This window comes from Aquimarina pacifica (assembly GCF_000520955.1).
Classification (GTDB): Bacteria; Bacteroidota; Bacteroidia; order Flavobacteriales; family Flavobacteriaceae; genus Aquimarina; species Aquimarina pacifica.
Map to the genome: position 1 here is coordinate 1 of NZ_JACC01000024.1, position 19,783 is coordinate 19,783.

General features: G+C 32.8%; 13 protein-coding genes. 5 read left to right on the forward strand and 8 right to left on the reverse strand.

Translation table 11 applies throughout. The features are described 5' to 3' along the window. The 4 genes from DZ60_RS25675 to guaA form a co-directional block, all read right to left on the reverse strand. A partial coding sequence (locus tag DZ60_RS25675; RefSeq protein WP_161634403.1) for a putative quorum-sensing-regulated virulence factor occupies window positions 1–128 on the reverse strand: 128 nt, incomplete at its 3' end. A gap of 80 nt (window positions 129–208) precedes the next feature. After that, entirely contained in the window at window positions 209–748 is a 540-nt protein-coding gene (locus DZ60_RS0113045; protein ID WP_025742511.1) for a DUF922 domain-containing protein, read from the reverse strand. 399 nt (window positions 749–1,147) lie between these two features. Further along, window positions 1,148–3,307, reverse strand: a complete 2,160-nt coding sequence (locus DZ60_RS0113050) for a LysM peptidoglycan-binding domain-containing protein (protein ID WP_025742512.1) — start codon at window positions 3,305–3,307, stop codon at window positions 1,148–1,150. A gap of 124 nt (window positions 3,308–3,431) precedes the next feature. Continuing rightward, window positions 3,432–4,964 carry a glutamine-hydrolyzing GMP synthase gene (guaA, locus tag DZ60_RS0113055; protein ID WP_025742513.1) on the reverse strand — a complete coding sequence of 511 codons (1,533 nt, stop codon included), beginning with the start codon at window positions 4,962–4,964 and terminating at the stop codon, window positions 3,432–3,434. Between the two features lie 476 nt (window positions 4,965–5,440). Here guaA and DZ60_RS0113060 point away from each other — a divergent pair, with 476 nt between their 5' ends. From DZ60_RS0113060 to DZ60_RS0113070, 3 genes are all read left to right on the forward strand, one after another. Then, complete coding sequence (locus DZ60_RS0113060) at window positions 5,441–5,986, forward strand: pyridoxamine 5'-phosphate oxidase family protein (RefSeq protein ID WP_025742514.1); 546 nt, start codon at window positions 5,441–5,443, stop codon at window positions 5,984–5,986. Between the two features lie 47 nt (window positions 5,987–6,033). Beyond that, complete coding sequence (locus DZ60_RS0113065) at window positions 6,034–7,893, forward strand: tetratricopeptide repeat protein (RefSeq protein WP_025742515.1); 1,860 nt, start codon at window positions 6,034–6,036, stop codon at window positions 7,891–7,893. Between the two features lie 326 nt (window positions 7,894–8,219). After that, window positions 8,220–10,379, forward strand: coding sequence for a hypothetical protein (locus DZ60_RS0113070; RefSeq protein ID WP_025742516.1), 2,160 nt, complete (start codon window positions 8,220–8,222; stop codon window positions 10,377–10,379). A 102-nt stretch (window positions 10,380–10,481) separates the two neighbouring features. Here DZ60_RS0113070 and bshC read toward each other — a convergent pair whose 3' ends face one another. Beyond that, complete coding sequence (gene bshC / locus DZ60_RS0113075; protein ID WP_025742517.1) at window positions 10,482–12,077, reverse strand: bacillithiol biosynthesis cysteine-adding enzyme BshC; 1,596 nt, start codon at window positions 12,075–12,077, stop codon at window positions 10,482–10,484. A gap of 165 nt (window positions 12,078–12,242) precedes the next feature. On the opposite strand from bshC, the gene DZ60_RS0113080 reads away from it, so the two are divergent. Further along, a complete protein-coding gene (locus DZ60_RS0113080) occupies window positions 12,243–14,723 on the forward strand; it encodes a M14 metallopeptidase family protein (RefSeq protein WP_025742518.1) in 2,481 nt (826 codons plus the stop codon). Window positions 14,724–14,835: 112 nt separating this feature from the next. On the opposite strand, the gene DZ60_RS0113085 is transcribed toward DZ60_RS0113080, so the two are convergent. Genes DZ60_RS0113085 through DZ60_RS0113095 form a run of 3 tightly spaced genes read right to left on the reverse strand, consistent with a single transcriptional unit; the run spans window position 14,836 to window position 18,869 of the window. Next, window positions 14,836–17,343: a TonB-dependent receptor plug domain-containing protein gene (locus tag DZ60_RS0113085; RefSeq protein ID WP_161634402.1), complete on the reverse strand. Its 2,508-nt coding sequence runs from the start codon at window positions 17,341–17,343 to the stop codon at window positions 14,836–14,838. Between the two features lie 21 nt (window positions 17,344–17,364). Further along, window positions 17,365–18,279 carry a FecR family protein gene (locus DZ60_RS0113090; RefSeq protein WP_025742520.1) on the reverse strand — a complete coding sequence of 305 codons (915 nt, stop codon included), beginning with the start codon at window positions 18,277–18,279 and terminating at the stop codon, window positions 17,365–17,367. A gap of 59 nt (window positions 18,280–18,338) precedes the next feature. Further along, window positions 18,339–18,869: an RNA polymerase sigma factor gene (locus tag DZ60_RS0113095; protein ID WP_025742521.1), complete on the reverse strand. Its 531-nt coding sequence runs from the start codon at window positions 18,867–18,869 to the stop codon at window positions 18,339–18,341. A 227-nt stretch (window positions 18,870–19,096) separates the two neighbouring features. Here DZ60_RS0113095 and DZ60_RS23060 point away from each other — a divergent pair. Further along, the coding region (locus DZ60_RS23060) for a hypothetical protein (RefSeq protein WP_034229641.1) at window positions 19,097–19,783 on the forward strand (687 nt) is incomplete at its 3' end.

Sequence of the window (19,783 nt, forward strand, 5' to 3'; positions counted from 1 at the left end):
GCGTAAACACAACAATTGGCCTTGATCCCATAATACTCAGGAAGATCAATGAGATATCTATCTTTATATTTACCAAAAGGCATTTTGGCAGAAGCTAGTTTAATTAAAAATGTATGCTGAAGTTGAATATCCACGAAAAATAAAATATTGGCTTGATAAATCGACTGGCTAGTTTATCGCACTGAGTAATATGAGTTAAGTTTGGGTATTATTTAGCGAAGTCTCTATAATACCACATCAGGGTGTTAACTTTTTTGAACCACTTTTTTTGAGCTTCCTTATTCTTTGAATGTTCGGTTTCTTCATCGTAACGCTCTTGCATATTAATTCTCATTCTTTCTACGAGCTTATACATTTTATTGAGATCCCTTCTAATATTCTTTCCTGCTTTATATTCTTGTAATCTTTTACGCATGATCCTAGCATGCAATTCTGATATATCAAAATGCAATTGCTCATGAGCTAAAAGACCATCAGACATTTGCCCTCTTTTTACCCAAGATAATGAAGGGTAACAAAAGCTATCTACCTGATAATTTAGCTCTATATCACCCTTATCTTTACCATAAGACCATTGATAGGTTATTCCTGTATTCACGCTAGCATCAAAAGTACTTCTAACGTCAGGTCTCCCTCTAAAATCTGACCATGCTAAATTACTTCTTTCTGTATATGAAAACTTCCCTACATAACCATTATTGGAACTGGTAAAAAATAAAATTAAAACAATAGTAAAGTATTTAATCATAATTGCAAACAATTATGCCCAACCAAAAGTTATATTTTATCTATTATGAAAATTTCAGAGGATACAATACGGGGCAGATATTGCTGAAACGATCAAAATAGCATTATTTTTCTCTAAATATACATGTATTTTTAAATTATTTCCAAATATTCTCAAATTACATGTTCTCTTTGTTAATATTTCCTTAACAATTATAATGCCAAGAAAAAATCTCACATTAAAAATAAGTTAACAAATAAAAAACCTAAGTGGAACTAGATCAAAGATATAGAAAAAACCTATTTTATTTAAACCAATATCTAATTTTATTTGACAGTTTTATAATTTTTTCGGAATAATACTAGTAAAAACTACTTTTTTCCTCTTTTTTGAAAGAAATTTCCTACTAACACAAAGCCACTATTCGATTATAGTTAATTTTAAATCGTCGTCAAACCTAATTAGGTACGCTTCGTTGTTATAATACCCTCCCAAAAGTTTTTTAGAATAATCAAATTTATTTTCGATATATTCTGTCTTTCCTTTGAGCGAAACTGAATGATATAAATCATCCGCAGTACCTAATCGCATTAGAATATCATATGCTATATCAAAACCTCTTACAGCCCAGTTACCGGGGGCTACGCCATATTCCTTACTATATCTTTTCTCAAAGGGAGTTATCTCTTTCTCAGAGTCTTTTTCCATCCCTCTATCGTCAAACTCTTTTACTACCGAGGGATAATGAAGATGTAATTTGGATAAATGTTCATTTTTAATGTTATCATTATCAAAAGCATTGTTTTTATCGGTTGTAAACAAGGTTATTTTATGGCTCTCGGATTTTGCATTAAGCAAAGGAATAACATTACTTATCATCGCAACATCGTTTGATTCTAGAAAAACCCAATTAGGCTTATTTTTATCTAAAACCTTTGCCAAACGAACTTCATACAAATAGTTACCTTCTTCTATTTTGGCTATTTTGGCATTTGGGAATTTAGCTATTAATTTATTCTTTATTTCTTCATGTTTTTTTCCTTGTTGCACTATTATTACTATGTTCTTATCAATTGAATCTTTTGCTGCAAATGCAATAAGCTTATCCTGTAACACGAGGTTGGTCGGCCTTGTTTGGAAAAAATTACTATTTAATTTAGATTCTTTTCTAGAAGCAGGAGAAAATATCGGAACATCATACTTTTTTAATTCTGAAGCTACTATTTCGGCATTGGTTTGATACAATGGCCCTATCACAACATCCGTCTCATCAAAATCATTTTGTTCTATTAATTTCTTAAGATACTGTTTATTATTACTGTTTTTGGTATCGTAGACTGATAATTCTGTTGTTATACCATTAACTCTCGCCGAGTCAATTGCTATTAAAATTCCACTATATAGATCTAGAGCAATTCTTAAACTTTGTTTGTTTTTAAGATATTCTTCGGTTTCTTCTCTTACATCTAAGTTTAATGTATCAAGACAAAATGGTAACATTACTGCTACTTTTTTAGGACTAAAGTTATATAGCATTTTTTGCAAATTCACATATTTCCCCTGCACTCTATCCATGGACAAGCTATCTTGTTTAGGAAGTGTTATCACCATCCCTGCTTTTAAACCATCTCGTAAATATGGGTTCATATTAAATAAGGAGTCGGATGAAATCTTTGTTCTTCCTAAAATACTATAAATAGTCTCTTTGGGCTTTACTTCATATAACTCAAAACCAGGTTGCACATAATCTTCGAAGGGTATAAATACTAATGAAGGAACCACTATTTCTGTACCAATAGGAAAATTGGGATCCAATCCTGGATTAAGAACATCAAATTCGCTCACAGTAATACCATGTCTTCGGGCTATACTATATTTGGTGTCTTTGGGTTTAATTATGTACTTGGTCGTTGTTGACACACTAGAAACCGCTGTATTAGGGGTATCGCTCGTATTCGACTTCGCATACACCGGAATTCGTATTAGACCTTTTTTCTTTATCTGTTCTGAGTATAATCTTTTGTTATTTTTTTTAATATCCTCGACCGTAATACTATAGTATTTAGCAATGCCAAATAGTGTTTCTTTTCGTTTTACTTTATGGTTTATAAAACGAATAATTTTTTTGTCTTCTGAAACTGCTTTCAAACTATCGATAACACTTTCTTTGCCCTCTACTAAGGCATCATCATCAATAACAGATGGTGTTTCTTTATTGATCTTGCCTACGTTAAGGACCTGCCCCACATTAATACCTTTATTTGCCTCAGGGTTGAGCAAATAAATAGTTTCTGTAGAAACATTATATTTTTTAGACAAACTATATACAGTATCCCCTTCCTCTACAACATGCGTATTATATTCTTCATCACTTGTGATTGGTATTGCAAGTATTTCACCTTCTGCAATACCGTCTTTGGCTGTTGGGTTTATTTTATACAATACCTCTGGTGTTATATTATAACGTTTAGCTATTCGATAAACATTTTCCCCTTTTACAACCTTATGACTTTTATACTGTTGCGCTTGCGATGTAAAGGCAATTGACAATAATAAAAAGATTACTATGAACTTTTTCATGTGCTATTTTTATAGTTTTTTCAAAAATCATACAAAACCGTAAATGATGATTATTTGCAATATATAATCTTAATCATTTACGGCAATATATTATAATTATTTTATGAGTACGTTCCTATTATTGTTATTCCCATTCTATGGTTGCAGGAGGCTTAGAACTAATATCATATACAACTCTATTAACGCCTTTTACTCTATTTATTATTGCATTAGACGTTCTTTGTAAAAACTCATAAGGTAAGTTTACCCAATCCGCCGTCATGCCATCGGTACTTTCTACTGCTCTTAAGGCAACACAATTCTCATACGTACGTTCATCTCCCATAACTCCTACACTCTGAACGGGTAATAAAATTGCTCCGGCTTGCCAAACTTTATCATACAACCCTTCTGCTTTTAATCCATTAATAAAAATAGCATCTACTTCTTGTAAAATAGCGACCTTCTCTGCAGTAATATCTCCCAATATACGTATTGCTAGTCCGGGCCCGGGAAACGGATGTCTTCCTAATAGTTCTGGATCAAGCCCCATCGAGGCTCCTACCCTTCTTACTTCATCCTTAAATAACATACGTAATGGTTCTACAACCTCTAGTTTCATAAAATCTGGCAATCCGCCAACATTATGATGTGACTTAATTGTTGCTGATGGTCCACCATTAACAGATACTGACTCAATCACATCAGGATAAATTGTACCTTGTCCTAACCATTTTGCATTTTCTATCTTCTGCGACTCATCATCAAATACTTCGATAAAAACTCTACCAATTATTTTTCGTTTCTTCTCTGGATCGCTTTCTCCCTTTAGAGCATCCAAAAAACGTGCCGAAGCATCCACTCCTTTTACATTAAGCCCCATACCTTCATACTGTTTTAGAACAGCTGAAAATTCATTTTTTCGCAATAACCCATTATTAACAAAAATGCAATAAAGATTCTTATTTATGGCTTTATGCAATAATACTGCTGCAACTGTAGAGTCAACTCCCCCGCTTAGTCCGAGTACGACCTTATCATCTCCAACCTTATTCTTAAGTTCTAGCACCGTGGTATCCACAAAAGAATTCGGAGTCCAATCAGGCTGCACACAAGCTATTTTGAGTAAAAAGTTTTCTAATAACTGCTTACCATCGGTCGAATGATACACCTCTGGATGAAATTGAATGGCATATGTTTCTTCTCCTTCGATTCTATATGCCGCATTTTCTACATCTGATGTACTAGCAAGTCGAATTGCACTTGTAGGAAGCTTTTTTATTGTATCACTATGGCTCATCCAAACCTGAGAACCTTTAGTAATATTTTCAAAAAATTGCTCTTTTTCTTTTACAAAAGATAAATTTGCTCTCCCATACTCGCGGGTATTTGATGGAGCTACTTCTCCCCCACTAAAATGAGCAAGATATTGTGCTCCATAGCATACTGCTAAAAGTGGTTTTTTACCACGAATTTCTGACAAATCGGGATGAGGAGCATCATCACCTCGAACCGAAAATGGTGAACCCGAAAGTATTACTGCCTTAAAATCTGAAACATTATCTGGTAAGTTATTGTATGGATGTATCTCACAATAAATATTCAACTCTCTCACTCTACGTGCTATAAGCTGAGTATACTGCGATCCAAAATCTAAAATAAGTACGTTGTTTTGCATAGGCAAAAATAAAATTAAATTACAACCCCGAAAATCCTAAATAGAATAATTTTCAATTAGATTGTGAATTTTAAAAAAATAGCAACTTTTTATGTTTTTTGCTAAGAAATAAAATGCTCTGAACGGGTAAATCAATATTTTATATGAAGAAACCACAAAAACTAAAAAATTATCGCTAAACAGAGTTCTACCCAAAAAAGACGAATGTATAGAGTGAGAAAAAATCATTTTTTATCAAACTTCATAAATCATTTTACAACATATAAGATTTATACAAATACAAAATTCTGACAAGAAAAAAACAGGAATATTTTTTTTACAGGAAACAAAGAAAAAAACTAAAAAACATATTACTATACTACTGCGGATTAAGATATATAATCAGGAACAAGGAAACGTTTAAATAGCATAAATGGAGGAAGCTGCTTTTGACTAACGTAATCAAATACCTTAACTTTACACAAAACCCGAACTAAATGACAAATATTATTTTTTCGTCAATACGAAATAGCCTCAATAATGCTGTCAAAAATCCAGGACATCCTTTTAGATATTTTACTTTGGCAACCATATCTAATGATGGTTCTCCGAGGATGAGAACTGTAGTACTTCGTAGTATAGATGATCAATTAAACTTATTTTTCTATACTGATAAGAGATCAAAAAAAGTAAAACACATAGAACAACAAGATTCTATTGGACTTCTATTTATGGATCTTGAGAAAAATATACAAATATCTATGCAGGCTTCGGCACTTGTAATCTATGATGAAAAAGTACTAAACGCTATTTGGCAACAGATTCCAGAAAAATCTAGAAAAGATTACACATCTCACCTACCACCGGGAACAAAAATTACCGATCCAGAAAATGTTAATTATATAGAAGGTCAGCATTTTTTTACCGCCATAAAGTTGGTTCCTCAACGAATCGAATATTTACAACTTAAAAAAAACAATCACATTCGAGTTATATTCAACAAGGAAAATGATGAATGGTCTGGTCATTTTTTAGTTCCTTAGATTGTTTAAAATGAGTATTTTTAGACGAACGATTAACATTTCACACGATGCCTATCATAAAAATTCTTTTTGTATCATGGCTTATTATTACCTGTTCATATGCCCAGAACTCTAAAAAAATTGATAGTCTTATCAACATCATTAATGAAACTGATGTAGACACTACAAAAGCCATTAATTATTTATGGATTGCTGAATTTAGTATGTATAATGACCCTAAACTTACCATTGAGGTTATTAATAAAGCCGAAAAACTTTATGAAAAGACAAACTATACCAAGCAAATGGGAAAAGTATATGGACAAAAGGCTAATTACTATTACAGACAAGGAAAAATAGATTCATCAAGACATTATTTAAGTAAATCTGTAGTCTTTTTCCTAAAACAGCAAGACACCTTAAGAGCTGCTAACATAAGGCATAATATCGGAATTCTGGATCACTATCAAGGAAAAACTGATAGTGCTCTAGAAATAATGGAAACAAATATTCAAGTTTTCAAAAATCTAAATGATTCATTACGCTTGGGTAATACTTACCATATGATAGGCAGTATTTTTGAATCAAAGGGATATTACACAATTGCCTTAGAAAATATGCTAAAGGCACTAAAAATACATAGAGCAGTCAAAGATGATTTTAGAATTGCAGAAGACCTTTCTCAAATTGGGTCGAACTATCAGGCACTAGAAGAACATCAAAAAGCTATAGAAACTTTTACAGAAAGTTATAGCATATTTAACAAAGAAGAAAACACACAAAAAATCGCTTTTGTACAAAACGCCATTGGATTTTCTAATTTGGCGCTAAATAAGTATGACGCTGCAGAAAAAAACTTTAACCTCGCATTAGAAACTTCAATAGATCAAGGATACAAAGCTAATATCGCAAGAGCATATGTAAACTTAGGTAATCTAGAATATTCAAAACATAAGTATACCAAATCTCTGGATTTTTTGACAAAAGGATATACACTATGGGAATCAATCTCATCTCCCAATAGTGAAGCTGATGCCCTTTTTTTTATGGGTAGAGCGGCTTTGGCTGACAAAAAATATCAAAAGTCTATTCAATTTTTGAACAAAAGTATTCAATTAGGGGATTCGATTAACGATCCCAGAATCCTTAGCAAAGCGTATCTTCATAAATCTATTGCTTTAGAAAACTTAAACTATTATAAAGAGTCTTTAGAAAATTTTAAAAAAACTAAAGTATTTAGTGATACACTATTCACTTTAGAAAATCGTAAAGCCACAAAAGAATTACAAATTATATATGAAACAGAGAAAAAAGAACAACAAATCGTACTTCAAAAAAATGAGATTAATCTATTAGAGCAAAAAGTCAAAATTAATAACCTACAACGCATCCTTTTAGTTGTAGGACTTGTGGTGTTACTACTAATCTTTAGCTTAAGTTTTTATGCTTTTCGCCAAAAAATAAAACATAACCGACTTGAAAAAGAAAAAGTAGCTAATGAATTAGCGTTCAAAAAAAGAGAATTAACAACCCACGCACTTCATTTAGCCAAAAAAAATGAAGTACTTGAGGAAGTAAAACAAAAAGCCAAAAATCTCAAAATTTCTGAGAATAATTCTAATGACTATCATCAACTTATACAGACCATTAATTTTGATCTACAAGATGATAATAATTGGGAAAAGTTTTCTCGATACTTTGAACAAGTTCACACCAACTTTAATAGTAACGTAAAGAATAAGTATCCTAATGTGACTCCTAACGAACTTAGATTATTGGCACTGCTGAAAATGAATTTATCTTCAAAAGAGATTGCCAATATCCTTAATATTTCTCCCGAAGGCATCAAAAAAGCACGATATCGTCTTCGTAAAAAACTAAACATTACCACCGAAGAGTCCTTACAAGATTTGGCTATACGCTTATAATAACAGGAATTGCAAGAAAACCATTCTTATCTAAGAGAAAACCTATTGTCTACAGACTAAAATGCGCTAACACCATGCTGGGTGTCCACCAAGTATTCCTTTGCATTTTATAAGCTGTCCACCTGTTGTCCACTATTATTTTTTTGAATCTCAGAATCAAGAAGGTAGGTTTGTATGGTCACCCCCCCAAGCAAATACAAATTCGAAGATCAATAGGTGTTATGCTGACGATAGTATTGTTATAAAGTGTTCTGTTTATGGTACTGCAGACTATTTGTTAGAGTCTTGATAGCAATATAATTGAATTAATCACAAACATTTTAATTATGAAAACACAAAACAAATTAAGAAGTAGATGGATATTGTTATTACTAATACTAATCGCTTTTGGGTGTAGTAAAGATGATCAAAATGAGGATTCGACTATAAGTGATACTGACGAAGAAACAATCGATCAACAACCACAGCCAAGCATAATTGAGGGAGACCTAAAGCCAGAAGGCGTTATTACAGAAACAGATAATGGATTTATTGTAGATGGTAGTCTTACTGTTACCACAGGTACGGATGATATTATATTCGAAGAAGCAAACTTAGAGGTCGTATTAGATGATGAAGGTGCTGTGCAAAGTATTGAAGGAACGGCCTTATTGCCACCACCACCAACAATTTCTATGGAGGATCCAGTAAAAACTACCGTTGGTTTTTATACCGGGGCTTATATCAATGAAAATGTTGATATAGAGATTCTTCTAAAAGAAGATATCTCTTATTTTGTTTTCAATCTCGAAGTAGATATTGAGCTAAACTTAGTAATTAATGAAGAACCTCATTCAATTAAACCTCCTTTAGGTGGGCATATCACATTTATTGCCGATTATGAAGATCCTATGTTTTTTTGGTCCGTTGGCCAAGATCTATTGGGCTCATTAGCTTTTGGTCAATCTATAAAAGGTCAAATCCCTTTTACTCCTATAACTCCTGGTGCCAATAACATCACTTTTGACGCAAAAAAAGTTCGCGGAGGATCCATGAAGTTTAAAAAATTCTTGAAAGGGAAAGGAAAGGCAAAAACAGCATTAGGCGAAACTTTAAAGGGAACCGCCATGCTCTATGAAAATAATCCTACAGGAATTGCTATTGACTGGGAAAATCCATTAGGGTCTGACCTGACTTTAGGATACTATGCCGGATATAATGGAATACTTGAGTTAGATGTCCCTCTATTCGGTTTCGAGATCGGACGTGGAAGCTGTGCTATAGTAACAGAAGCATCTAGTGGTGACAAGATCATTGCGAAAGCCTTTTTTACGGGGATTGTTGACCCAGATCTCTCCTGGTGGCCAGAGCTAATCCCTCTTAAACCTGATGGGATGCTTAGTATAGATGGATATGTTGATGTTAATGAAAGTTTTGATTTTGGTATGAAAGGCTCTTTTGGAATTGAAATCCCAGGAGATAATCAAAAAGTCGAAGGAGAACTTAGAGTCACCAATAAAGCATTTACTATGCAAGGTAAGGTTATCAAAAATGATGAAGAATGGCAAGCCAAAGCTACGTTTCAAGAACATAGAACAGAATATATTGCAACTCCTCCAGAAGGATTTCTTAGCGGTGTCTCTGATATCGTTGGGCGAAAAGTAGATTCTACATTTGCTGTGACCGAACAGGCTATTGAAGAGCTAGTAGAGGCCACCGAAAATTATGAATTTGAATTGAGCTTACGAGGTCTTAGAGAAATATTACCTAATGTTATCTCCTATTCGAGAAATAAAATTGATGAATCTGTAGAACAAGGTATAAAAGATGGGCGTTCAGAAGCTAATGCAATATTAAGTAACTACGGCCTGGCACTTTGTAGCGACAATATAGAGACTGTAGTAACTGGTATTGTAAGCCCATACAAGGATGCACTAACAAAATTAGAAAATGCTATTGCAATAACAAATGATACAGAACTAACAAGAAGCAAAATAGCAGATGCATTAAAGGAACTTGCTGATTTAAGCAAAATAGACAGAACAGAAAAAATTACTATTACTAGTGGAAACAAACCTGCATTTTTAATACCAAAATGTACTGTTTATAAAAGAACCGACACTAGAAATGTAAACATCAAGTTGACAGTTCTAACACAAAATCAAGTTGACCAACTCAATGAAGCTGCGGCTAATATCAAATATATAGGAGAGACCAGTAACATTATGATTTCTGCCCAAGAAGTGGTTAATCGCCTACCCTCACTCGAGCAATTAGAACACTTGCGAAACAATATCAATTCTTGTGTTAGTGATATCGTTGACAATATAGGCGACGTAGGTTTTATTAAGGATCATAATACCGGAGAATACACATATTTTATTATGATCAATGGGGAACGAACTGAGGTATCTGGATTTGACATTTTTGATAGTGGTTCGGTTATTGAAATAGCAATGCCAGAATTTAATCATTGTCAAACAGAGTTAGATGCCTTAAACAATTAACTCTATTCTATCCAAAAAATAATAAACCATAGATTTTTAATCCAACAAAACCAAGTCTATTTTATAGAGACTTGGTTTTGTTAAATCATCTTACTATTACCTCTATTGGGTTATTATCAAAAACTCTCCCTTGAGTGGGTCTAGAGTTTCTATTAAAAACGGAATCAAATTCTCGCCATACTCCAGATATAATTCTGAAAAATTGGTAGTTCGTTCTTGTAAACTCTGATTAGGGAACAACTCATTTTGCAATACAGTCAATCGTTTCACTTGGTCTCCTAATTTAATTCGTTGTGCTTTTAATAATCTTTTTTCTAGTACATCTAATCCTTTTAGTTGCTTTTTCTCCTGTGCTTTTACAGCATTTAGAAAAGTTACATCGGTTTGCTCTGCCAGATCATACAGACCTGCAAACTGTTCTTGCAAATGTTTTCGTTGTGAATCAAAATTAATGTCAATATTAGAAATTTGTCTCACTTTACGATTGATCAATTCATGCTGTTTTAGAAACAGCTCTTTGACCGAAACATTCAATTTCTTGACCTTTTCGGCCTGTTTTTCTGTTCGTATCATCACCGAATTACGCAGCAATAACATAGGAAAAGTAATCTTTTCGGCTTCAAAATAATCTTTAAGCTCTAACCAATATGCTAGTTCTCCTCCACCACCAATATAGCAGAGGTTTGGTAAAATTACTTCCTGATACAGTGGTCGCATAATCACATTTGGGCTAAATCGCTCTGGGAACTCATTGAGTTCTTTAAGTATCTCACTACTACTCCAGCGTATGTCTGTTTCGTTCACAAAATAAACACCTTCTTTCTCTACAATGCGTTCTCTAGATCCTTCAGAAAGATAAAATAGATTAATCTCTCGGGGGGTTACCTGTGCATGATATCCTTTTTCTTCTAGCTCTTTTGCTTTGGGTAGTACGTTTTGGTATGCAACCTTATCTATCAACTCTTTTTCCATAATCGGAACAAACAACTGCTTAAGATCATGATCATTGCCATCTATAATAACTAATCCATGCTTCTTAAATAATTCATTAGCCAGATATCGGGTAGCTTCCGCAAGGTTGTTATGTTTTAAATATGCTTCTTTAAAAAGTGATTTTAAGTGTTCTGCATTTCGTCCTGACCCAATTTCCGCAGAAAACACATCAAAGACCGTATCCAGACCCTTTGTGTCAAATGGTCCTACTGCCCCTCCATCTTTACGATTCCATTGAACTTTTTTTCCTCTAAAATTGAAATAATTAATCTCATCAAAATCATGATCCTCTGTTGCCATCCAATATATTGGGACAAAATTATATTCGGGATACTTCTCTTTTAGAATCGTAGTTAAGTTTATAGTAGAAACAATTTTGTACAGAAAATATAAAGGGCCTGTAAATAGATTTAATTGATGTCCTGTTGTGATCGTAAAGGTTGCATCTTCTTTTAATAAATCAATATTTACTTGTGTATTATCTGACACCTCTATAGTACTATACTGATGTTTTAAAACTTTTGCCAAAACTTGACGATGTTCTATAGAAAATTGATCTTGTTTTTCGGAAATCTGCTTTTCAAAATTTGCCAACTTAGGAAAACGATGATAAAAACCTCTAAGTGCTTCTTTTTGATCTAAATAATCACAAATAAAGTTTGAAAAATAGTTTGTATCTCTGTAATGAATACAGTCACTAGGCATAGGAAATCTTTTTGAGGGTTAAATATACATTAGATTGCACATTCAAATCCTAAATTTTAGTTAATACCATATACTTCCTTAATATAAGATACTAATTTACGCCTTTCTCTAGCGTAATAAATAGTTATAGCTAATAATAAGTATTAATAATTTGTCTGTTTTTTTATGAAAAAAAAAATTCTACTTTTTTTTACAATAATTCATTTAGTATCATTTGCTCAAGACACTTTAAAATCTCCTTCTGAATTTCTTGAATATGAAATAGGAAGTCAATTTACCCGCCATGCAGATGTCATTCAATATTTTGATCATGTTGCCGAGGTTTCTGATTTGGTTACCTATCACACTTACGGAAAAACAAATGAACGCAGGCCATTGACCTATGCAATTATTACGAGTAAAGAAAATCAAAAAAACATTGAAACTATTCGACAAAACCATCTCAAAAATGCTGGTATTATTGAAGGAACAAGTTCTTCAAACATTGCTATTGTTTGGTTGAGTTATAATGTACATGGCAATGAAGCATCTAGCACAGAAGCTGCTATGCAAACTATCTATGAATTAATCACCAAAAAACAAGATTGGTTACAAAATAGTGTGGTAATTATGGACCCCTGTGTAAACCCCGATGGTAGAGATCGATATACAAATTGGTATAACCAAGTAAAATCATCACCTTACACTATCGATCAAAATGCTACAGAACATAATGAACCCTGGCCGGGAGGAAGGCCTAATCATTATTTGTTTGACCTTAACAGAGATTGGGCATGGGCGACACAAATAGAATCATCTAGCCGACTTCTTGCTTATAATAAATGGATGCCTCATATACATGTAGATTTTCATGAACAAGGTATTAATGAACCTTATTATTTTGCCCCAGCCGCTGAACCATTTCATGAAATTATTACGCCCTGGCAGAAAGATTTTCAGACGCAAATTGGTAAAAACCACGCAAAATACTTTGACAAAGAAGGTTGGTTATACTTTACTAGAGAACGCTTTGATCTCTTGTATCCTAGCTATGGCGATACCTACCCTACTTTTATGGGAGCAATTGGCATGACCTACGAGCAAGCGGGTCACGGTCGCGCAGGATTAGGTATTCAAACCGATGAAGGGTATGTATTAACCTTAAAAGATCGTGCCATGCATCATACTACAACAGGGTTATCCACGGTAGAAATCTCATCAAAAAATGCAACAAAACTTAACTCTGAATTCAAAAAATTCTTTGATAATTCAAAATTAAAATACAAAAGCTATGTTTTGCAAGGAGAAGCAGACAAAATTAATACGCTCACTCAATTACTAGACAAGCATGATATCAAATACCAATTTAGCAATGGTGTAAAAGTATCAGGTTTTAATTTTAGAAAAAATAAAGAAGGAAGTATTAGAACGAATGAGGCTCTCGTGGTATCTACTATGCAACCAAAAGGTAAAATGGTAAAAGTATTATTTGAACCCGAAGCAAAATTAAGTGACCCGCTAACTTATGATATTACTGCTTGGAGTGTCCCTCATGCCTATGGATTAGAAGCAATTGCATCAACATCCTTAGTTAACTCAACTTCTGAAAAAAATAATCCAACGGTAAAAAACATGGCAACTCCATCTGCGGCTGGATATATCACAAAATGGACAAGTTTAAAAGATGCCACCTTTCTTGCTGATCTAATACAGAATAATATAAGAGTACGATTTAGCGAAAAAGATTTTACCAATGCGGGTACAAAATTTGCAAAAGGTAGCCTAATCATTACCAAAAGTGACAATAGAAAAACACCAAATTATGACGAAAACGTTGTTCGTATTGCTAACAAACATAAAAGAAACCTGCATACCGCAGTATCAAGCTTTTCTAATAATGGCGTTGATTTTGGCTCACCAGAAGTAAAACTAATTAACAAACAGCGTATCGCCGTACTTAAGGGAAAAAACACCTCATCCTTAAGTTTTGGAGAAATTTGGCATTTTTTTGAACAACAGTTACACTACCCTATTACTGCAATAGATACTGATTATTTCAAAAAAACAGATTTAAACCAATATGATGTTCTTATTATACCTAACGGAAACTATACACAATATTTTAATTCTGGGTTTTTAAATAAATTAAAAACATGGATTAGTAAAGGTGGTAAAATGATTGCTATTGGTGAAAGCGTCGCTTCTTTTGCAAAAAAAGAGGGCTTTGACTTAAAAAACAACCTACCAGAAAAAAAGAAAATAGATTCAATCGGGAATCTTACACCTTACAACAAACGTGAGAGAGAAAATGTAAAAGATCTTATAACAGGTAGTATTTTTAAAACGAAAGTAGATACTTCTCACCCTATGGCTTTTGGATATACTGATACGTACTTCAGTCTAAAATTAAGTAATGACTCATATGCGTTTCTAAAAAATGGATATAATGTTGCCTACATCGAGAAACCAGAAAACATTTCAGGTTTTTCTGGTACTGATGCTTTTGAAGGGTTAAAAAACTCTTTAGTTTTTGGTGAAGCAAGAATAGGAGATGGCAGCGCTATCTATATGATTGACAACCCCCTATTTCGATCTTTTTGGGAAAATGGAAAGCTATTTTTTGTCAACGCAATCTTTTTTGCAAACAGTAATGTGTTTAGATTATAGAAGTCGTTTTTTCGTTCTTATAGAAATTTCAGATAAAACATCATGAAGTGGTTTAAACTTTTTTTTAGCGAATTGAAAAAAGTTTAAACCACTTCCATAACAAAATGTTACTTTACCAAAAAACACGTAGGCTTACATTTGGCGTAATACCTAAAGAATAATAATCTTTAGTTAACAACTCATTATCGACGCCCGGTGTAGTCGAAAACTCTCTGTTAAGTATACTTTTATTGTTATAAGCATTTAGTAACGACACCCCTACTTGGTAGCGTGTTTTTTGATGTGATTTCATTTTAAAATTATATAGTACCGAAATATCTAATTTATGATAAACGGGCAAATTCTCTTCGTTTAAACCATTATAAAATATCTCAACTGGTTTACCTGGTTCTTTAATAGAAAACACATTCGTAGTGGCTCTCCCAGAATGCCATAACCACCCCAAAGAGAATTGAAAATTATTCCACTTCAAATAATGTTGCCACTTAAACGTATGCTCAATATTAAGGTTACTAATAAAATACTCCCCATCATTTATAACATCAAATCGGGATTTTTGATTGGTGTTAGCATAGCTAATCCAAGACGAATAATTTTTAAACTTTCTTTTTATAAAAATCTCGAGACCTCTTATTTTGCTTTTCCCTATTTGAAATGTATTGTCTAATGGATTTAAAAAACCTGCTGTTAATGTGGTTATATTATTTATTGATTTATAATATGCATCTGTTTCGACAAACCAACTTTTATTTTTATATGCAGTTCCTACAGAATAAAGTTTTGAGGTAAGTATATTAAAGTCTCCAGAATCTGTAATACGCCATAAAAGATCCTCTAGGGTTGAATTGCTTGTAATTGATTCTTGAATTTGAGTTACCGACTGGCTTGTCAATGAAGCTGTAGCATTTAACTTGAAATTAGAAAATAAAGTTGTTTCTATGAATAATCTAGGTTCTGCAAAAACGGTGTTATTTGTGGAGTATTTATTTGCTCTTACCCCCAACTGTATTAACGTTTTTTTCGAAAAATCAATTTCGTACTCTCCGAATATACTATGTGTTGTCAGTTTATTTTTTTGTGCATCCAAAATGATAGAAAGACTTTCGGTTGTATTTTCGATTGCATAACGCATACTATTTGCAGAAAACTGATACCCTAATTGAAAAGTAGTCCTTTCTGTCGGTGTATATTTGAAATAAGTTTGCCCACCATAATCGCTTACAAAATTCTTTTTCTGTTCGCTAATTACTTCTTGTGTATCTAGAGTTATTGTATTTGATGAATTGGTCAATGCATAATTAGAACCATTTAACAATGTTTCTTGCGAAAAACGATCCGTATATTGATGTTGCCATTGTAGGCTATACCCTTCATTACTCGTGTCTAAGTTATTACTCCTGATAGTGGATGAAGATTGTTTTTCAAAATTCAATTTATTTTTGGCATACAACGCATTAAACTGCAATGCATCACGATCAGTTAATTGAGCATTGATACCAATACTACCATCTACAAAATAAAAAGTATCTGATTTTCTCTCTTCAGTATCTAATATACTAATGTTTTGAAATACCCTTTCTGCCATAGTGGTATATGTTGGTGTTTTTAATAAATCAGTAAAAGATCTTCGCAAAGAAACTGTTGCAGAAAGTTTATCATGAAGCAAAGGAACTTTGAAAAACATATCGGTATAAATTAGATTTGTACCAAATCCCCCAGAAGTCGTATTCGTTACTTTTTTACTTGAACTCATATCAATAACTGCCGCTAATCGATCACCATATTCTGCCTGTACTCCTTTATCATAAAAATCTATTTGATCAATCAAATAGGGATTAAATGCAGAAAGCAAGCCAAAAAAATGACTTTGACTATAGGTTTTGACACCATTCCATAGTACCAAATTTTGATCAGGGGTACTCCCACGAACATAAAGCTTAGAAGCCATTTCAAAAGGGCTTTGCACACCTGGGATATGTTCTAAACTTTTCATTACATCGGGCTCTACAATGCCCGGTAAAACAGAAAAATTATTAGGTGTAATCGTTATTTTCTGATCATTTTTAACGACTCCTTTGGTAAGGTAATCTTGTACATCTACTTCTTCTAATTCCTCCTCAAAAAAAGTAACCTGTATTTGTAAACATTCGGGTAAGTAGAGACTTGAAACCGGAAGAGACTTAATGTATTTTCCTTCTTTTTTCAATACTACATCACCTTCATATGGTATCTTCTCAAATTCAAAATATCCATTAATATTAGTTTTTGTACTATCCGAAGTAATCATTGACCTAACTGTGACACTAGCAACGGGAAGATTTTCACTGTATACAAATCCACAAATATTGATTAAATCTTTATCTTTAAAAGAACGAATCACTACCCGCCGATTTTCTAAAAGTTCAAAACGTAAATGGGTTTGTTTTTCTAGGTTGATTATAGTTTCTTCTAATGAATTATCCAGATCTATCACAACCATTTGCTGCGTATTGGATTCTATATAATTAAATTTAATTTGATAGACTTTTTCTAATGTTGGTAACCAGTCTACCAATGTTTTTTTTGAGGTGTTTTGGGCTTGCGAAAAAAAACTCCAGAAAGCCACAAAGATAAAAGACAAAAGATAGCGCATATTGAATTTCTACTCTGATAAAATACGAATTTCGTTCTCAGAAATTAATTCATATTCAACCCCCAAAGTGCCAAAAACACTATATAGTGCTTGTTTTAGGTCCGAATTACTAAAACTACCTGTAAATAATAAACGCTCATTTACAAGTTCTTGTCCTTTTATTTTTAATTGATATTGACGTTTTAACAAAGTGATAACCTGAGCAGCAGGAACTTTATAAAGACTGGTTTCTTCATCTATTACCCAAGTTGGTTTTAGTTTTTCGAAATTCCATTCTTGTATTTCGTTTTCCTGTTTCTGAAAAGCCATACCAGAAGTAAGAATTCTATTTTCTCCTTCACTCAGCACACTTACTTTACCTTCATAGCACTTAATAGTCAATACTACATTATCGACTGTATTTACAGAAAACTGTGTTCCTAACACTTGCACTTTTCCTAGAGATGTATGCACAGAAAATGTACTTCCTTTTTTTACTTTAAAATACGCTTCACCATCCAGAAACAACTCTCTACGAGTCTCCCATTCTTTTATATTTACCTTGGCAGTAGACAAAGCATTTAACAACATTTCTGACCCATCAGGTAATACAACCATTTGCTGTTCGGCGATACTGTTTTTGTAAGTTGTATCTTGATTATATAAAAACAAAATCCCTATTATGATCGCTGCGCAAGCTGCAACGCCTGACAACCACTTGTATAAAAGGGTTGACTTTTTTTTAGAATTTTTGGCCCCTATGGTAGCCTTTAATTCTTCAAAAGACGTATTTGCATTAAATTCAGAAAATGAAATTTGATTTGAAGCTTGTTGTATAGCTAACCATTTTTTATAGTCTGGATGTTTTTTAAATGAGGATAATTCCTCTTCAGAAACATCTCCCGAAATCCACCTTGCCAAAAAGTTGTCATCAAAATTTTCCATATTCTATATTCAAAATCATCTTTTAGACGTTATCACAGCTATTTACCCTACCCCCTCTATTATAATTTTATATCGTCGAGTGATTTCTTTAATTTAAGTAATGCTTTATGCATCAATTTTTCTATCGCTTTTACCGATACATTCGAGAGTTCGGCTATTTCTTTATATGTTTTTTTCTCTACTCTACTCAATAAAAAAACTTCACGTTGACGATCAGGTAATTCTGCTATCGCCTTTGTAAATTTCTCTAAAAACTCATTTTCTAACATCAAAAACTCCGGAGACTCATTTGTTGTACTTTTATATTTTCGAGCAATTAATGATTGATTCTTAAATTTTACTTGTTCGTGACGTTTTTGGTTGATGCCTAAATTAGTGGCTACCGCAAAAACATAACTTTTAGCTTTATCAGGAGATACATTATCACAATTCTCCCAAAGTTTTACAAATGCTTCTTGCAATAAATCTTCTGCTAATTGCATATCCCCAAATTTTGCACAAAGATAATTACGTAATGCCTTTGCCTGCCTTTTAAAAAGGAGTTCATACAAACGTTCTTCGCATATAGAATTTTTAAATGAATGAGGCATCGAAAAGCTAGGTTCTAGTTACCAAATATAGATATATATATTTCTAAAACAAATAAAACAAGCTCCTATACTAGGTTTACTAAAATCAAAGGATAAATAAAATCATCCTTAATAAAAAGTACTTAAACTGTAGACTCTTCAAGATAAATTTTAAAAAAAATAAATGGGGTGGTAGGGTAATTCTAAACATACGTGTCTTAAGGACAATAAAACAAAAATATTTAATTATGAAAACTACTTCTTTTATCAAATTTATAAGTTTATTTCTACTAATTCTCTTTATTTCTTGTGAAGAAAACGATGATGAATCGAATGAAAATGAGGCTTGTGAACTTTCTTATCTTAGAACTTTTATTCAGGATACTGATGGTTCGACTTCGGTTATCCTTTTTGAATCTACAGAATTAACTTCTGAATCTGATGTAAAATATTTCTGGTCTGTTGACGGAATCGCACAAGAAGATCATGATACTACTTTAGAATATACATTTACAGAAAATGGAGAATATGAAGTATGTATATTTGCTGAAACTCCCGAATGTCCCAATGGCGTAGAGTATTGCGATACGATTACTATAGAATATATTTCTGACGAAATACGTTGTGAGATCTCGCATACTAATACTGTTATTCAGAATACCAATAACTCGACTTCGGTTATCCTTTTTGAATCTACAGAATTAATTTCTGAATATGATGTAAAATATTTCTGGTCTGTTGACGGGATTTTTCAAGAAGATCATGATACTACCCTTGAATATACATTTACAGAAAATGGAGAATACGAAGTATGTATTTCTACTGAAACTCCCGAATGTCCTTATGGTGTAGAATATTGCGAGACTATTAATATAACCTCTATTACCGAAGAAACCAGTTGCGAAATGTCAATTATTGTTGATCAAATGGCGAAT

What these genes read in the sequence shown, in the direction of transcription:
- DZ60_RS0113045 (WP_025742511.1), bottom strand. Translation starts at nt 748, where the DNA reads ATGATTAAATACTTTACTATTGTTTTAATTTTATTTTTTACCAGTTCC.
- DZ60_RS0113050 (WP_025742512.1), bottom strand. Translation starts at nt 3,307, where the DNA reads ATGAAAAAGTTCATAGTAATCTTTTTATTATTGTCAATTGCCTTTACA.
- guaA (WP_025742513.1), bottom strand. Translation starts at nt 4,964, where the DNA reads ATGCAAAACAACGTACTTATTTTAGATTTTGGATCGCAGTATACTCAG.
- DZ60_RS0113060 (WP_025742514.1), top strand. Translation starts at nt 5,441, where the DNA reads ATGACAAATATTATTTTTTCGTCAATACGAAATAGCCTCAATAATGCT.
- DZ60_RS0113065 (WP_025742515.1), top strand. Translation starts at nt 6,034, where the DNA reads ATGCCTATCATAAAAATTCTTTTTGTATCATGGCTTATTATTACCTGT.
- DZ60_RS0113070 (WP_025742516.1), top strand. Translation starts at nt 8,220, where the DNA reads ATGAAAACACAAAACAAATTAAGAAGTAGATGGATATTGTTATTACTA.
- bshC (WP_025742517.1), bottom strand. Translation starts at nt 12,077, where the DNA reads ATGCCTAGTGACTGTATTCATTACAGAGATACAAACTATTTTTCAAAC.
- DZ60_RS0113080 (WP_025742518.1), top strand. Translation starts at nt 12,243, where the DNA reads ATGAAAAAAAAAATTCTACTTTTTTTTACAATAATTCATTTAGTATCA.
- DZ60_RS0113090 (WP_025742520.1), bottom strand. Translation starts at nt 18,279, where the DNA reads ATGGAAAATTTTGATGACAACTTTTTGGCAAGGTGGATTTCGGGAGAT.
- DZ60_RS0113095 (WP_025742521.1), bottom strand. Translation starts at nt 18,869, where the DNA reads ATGCCTCATTCATTTAAAAATTCTATATGCGAAGAACGTTTGTATGAA.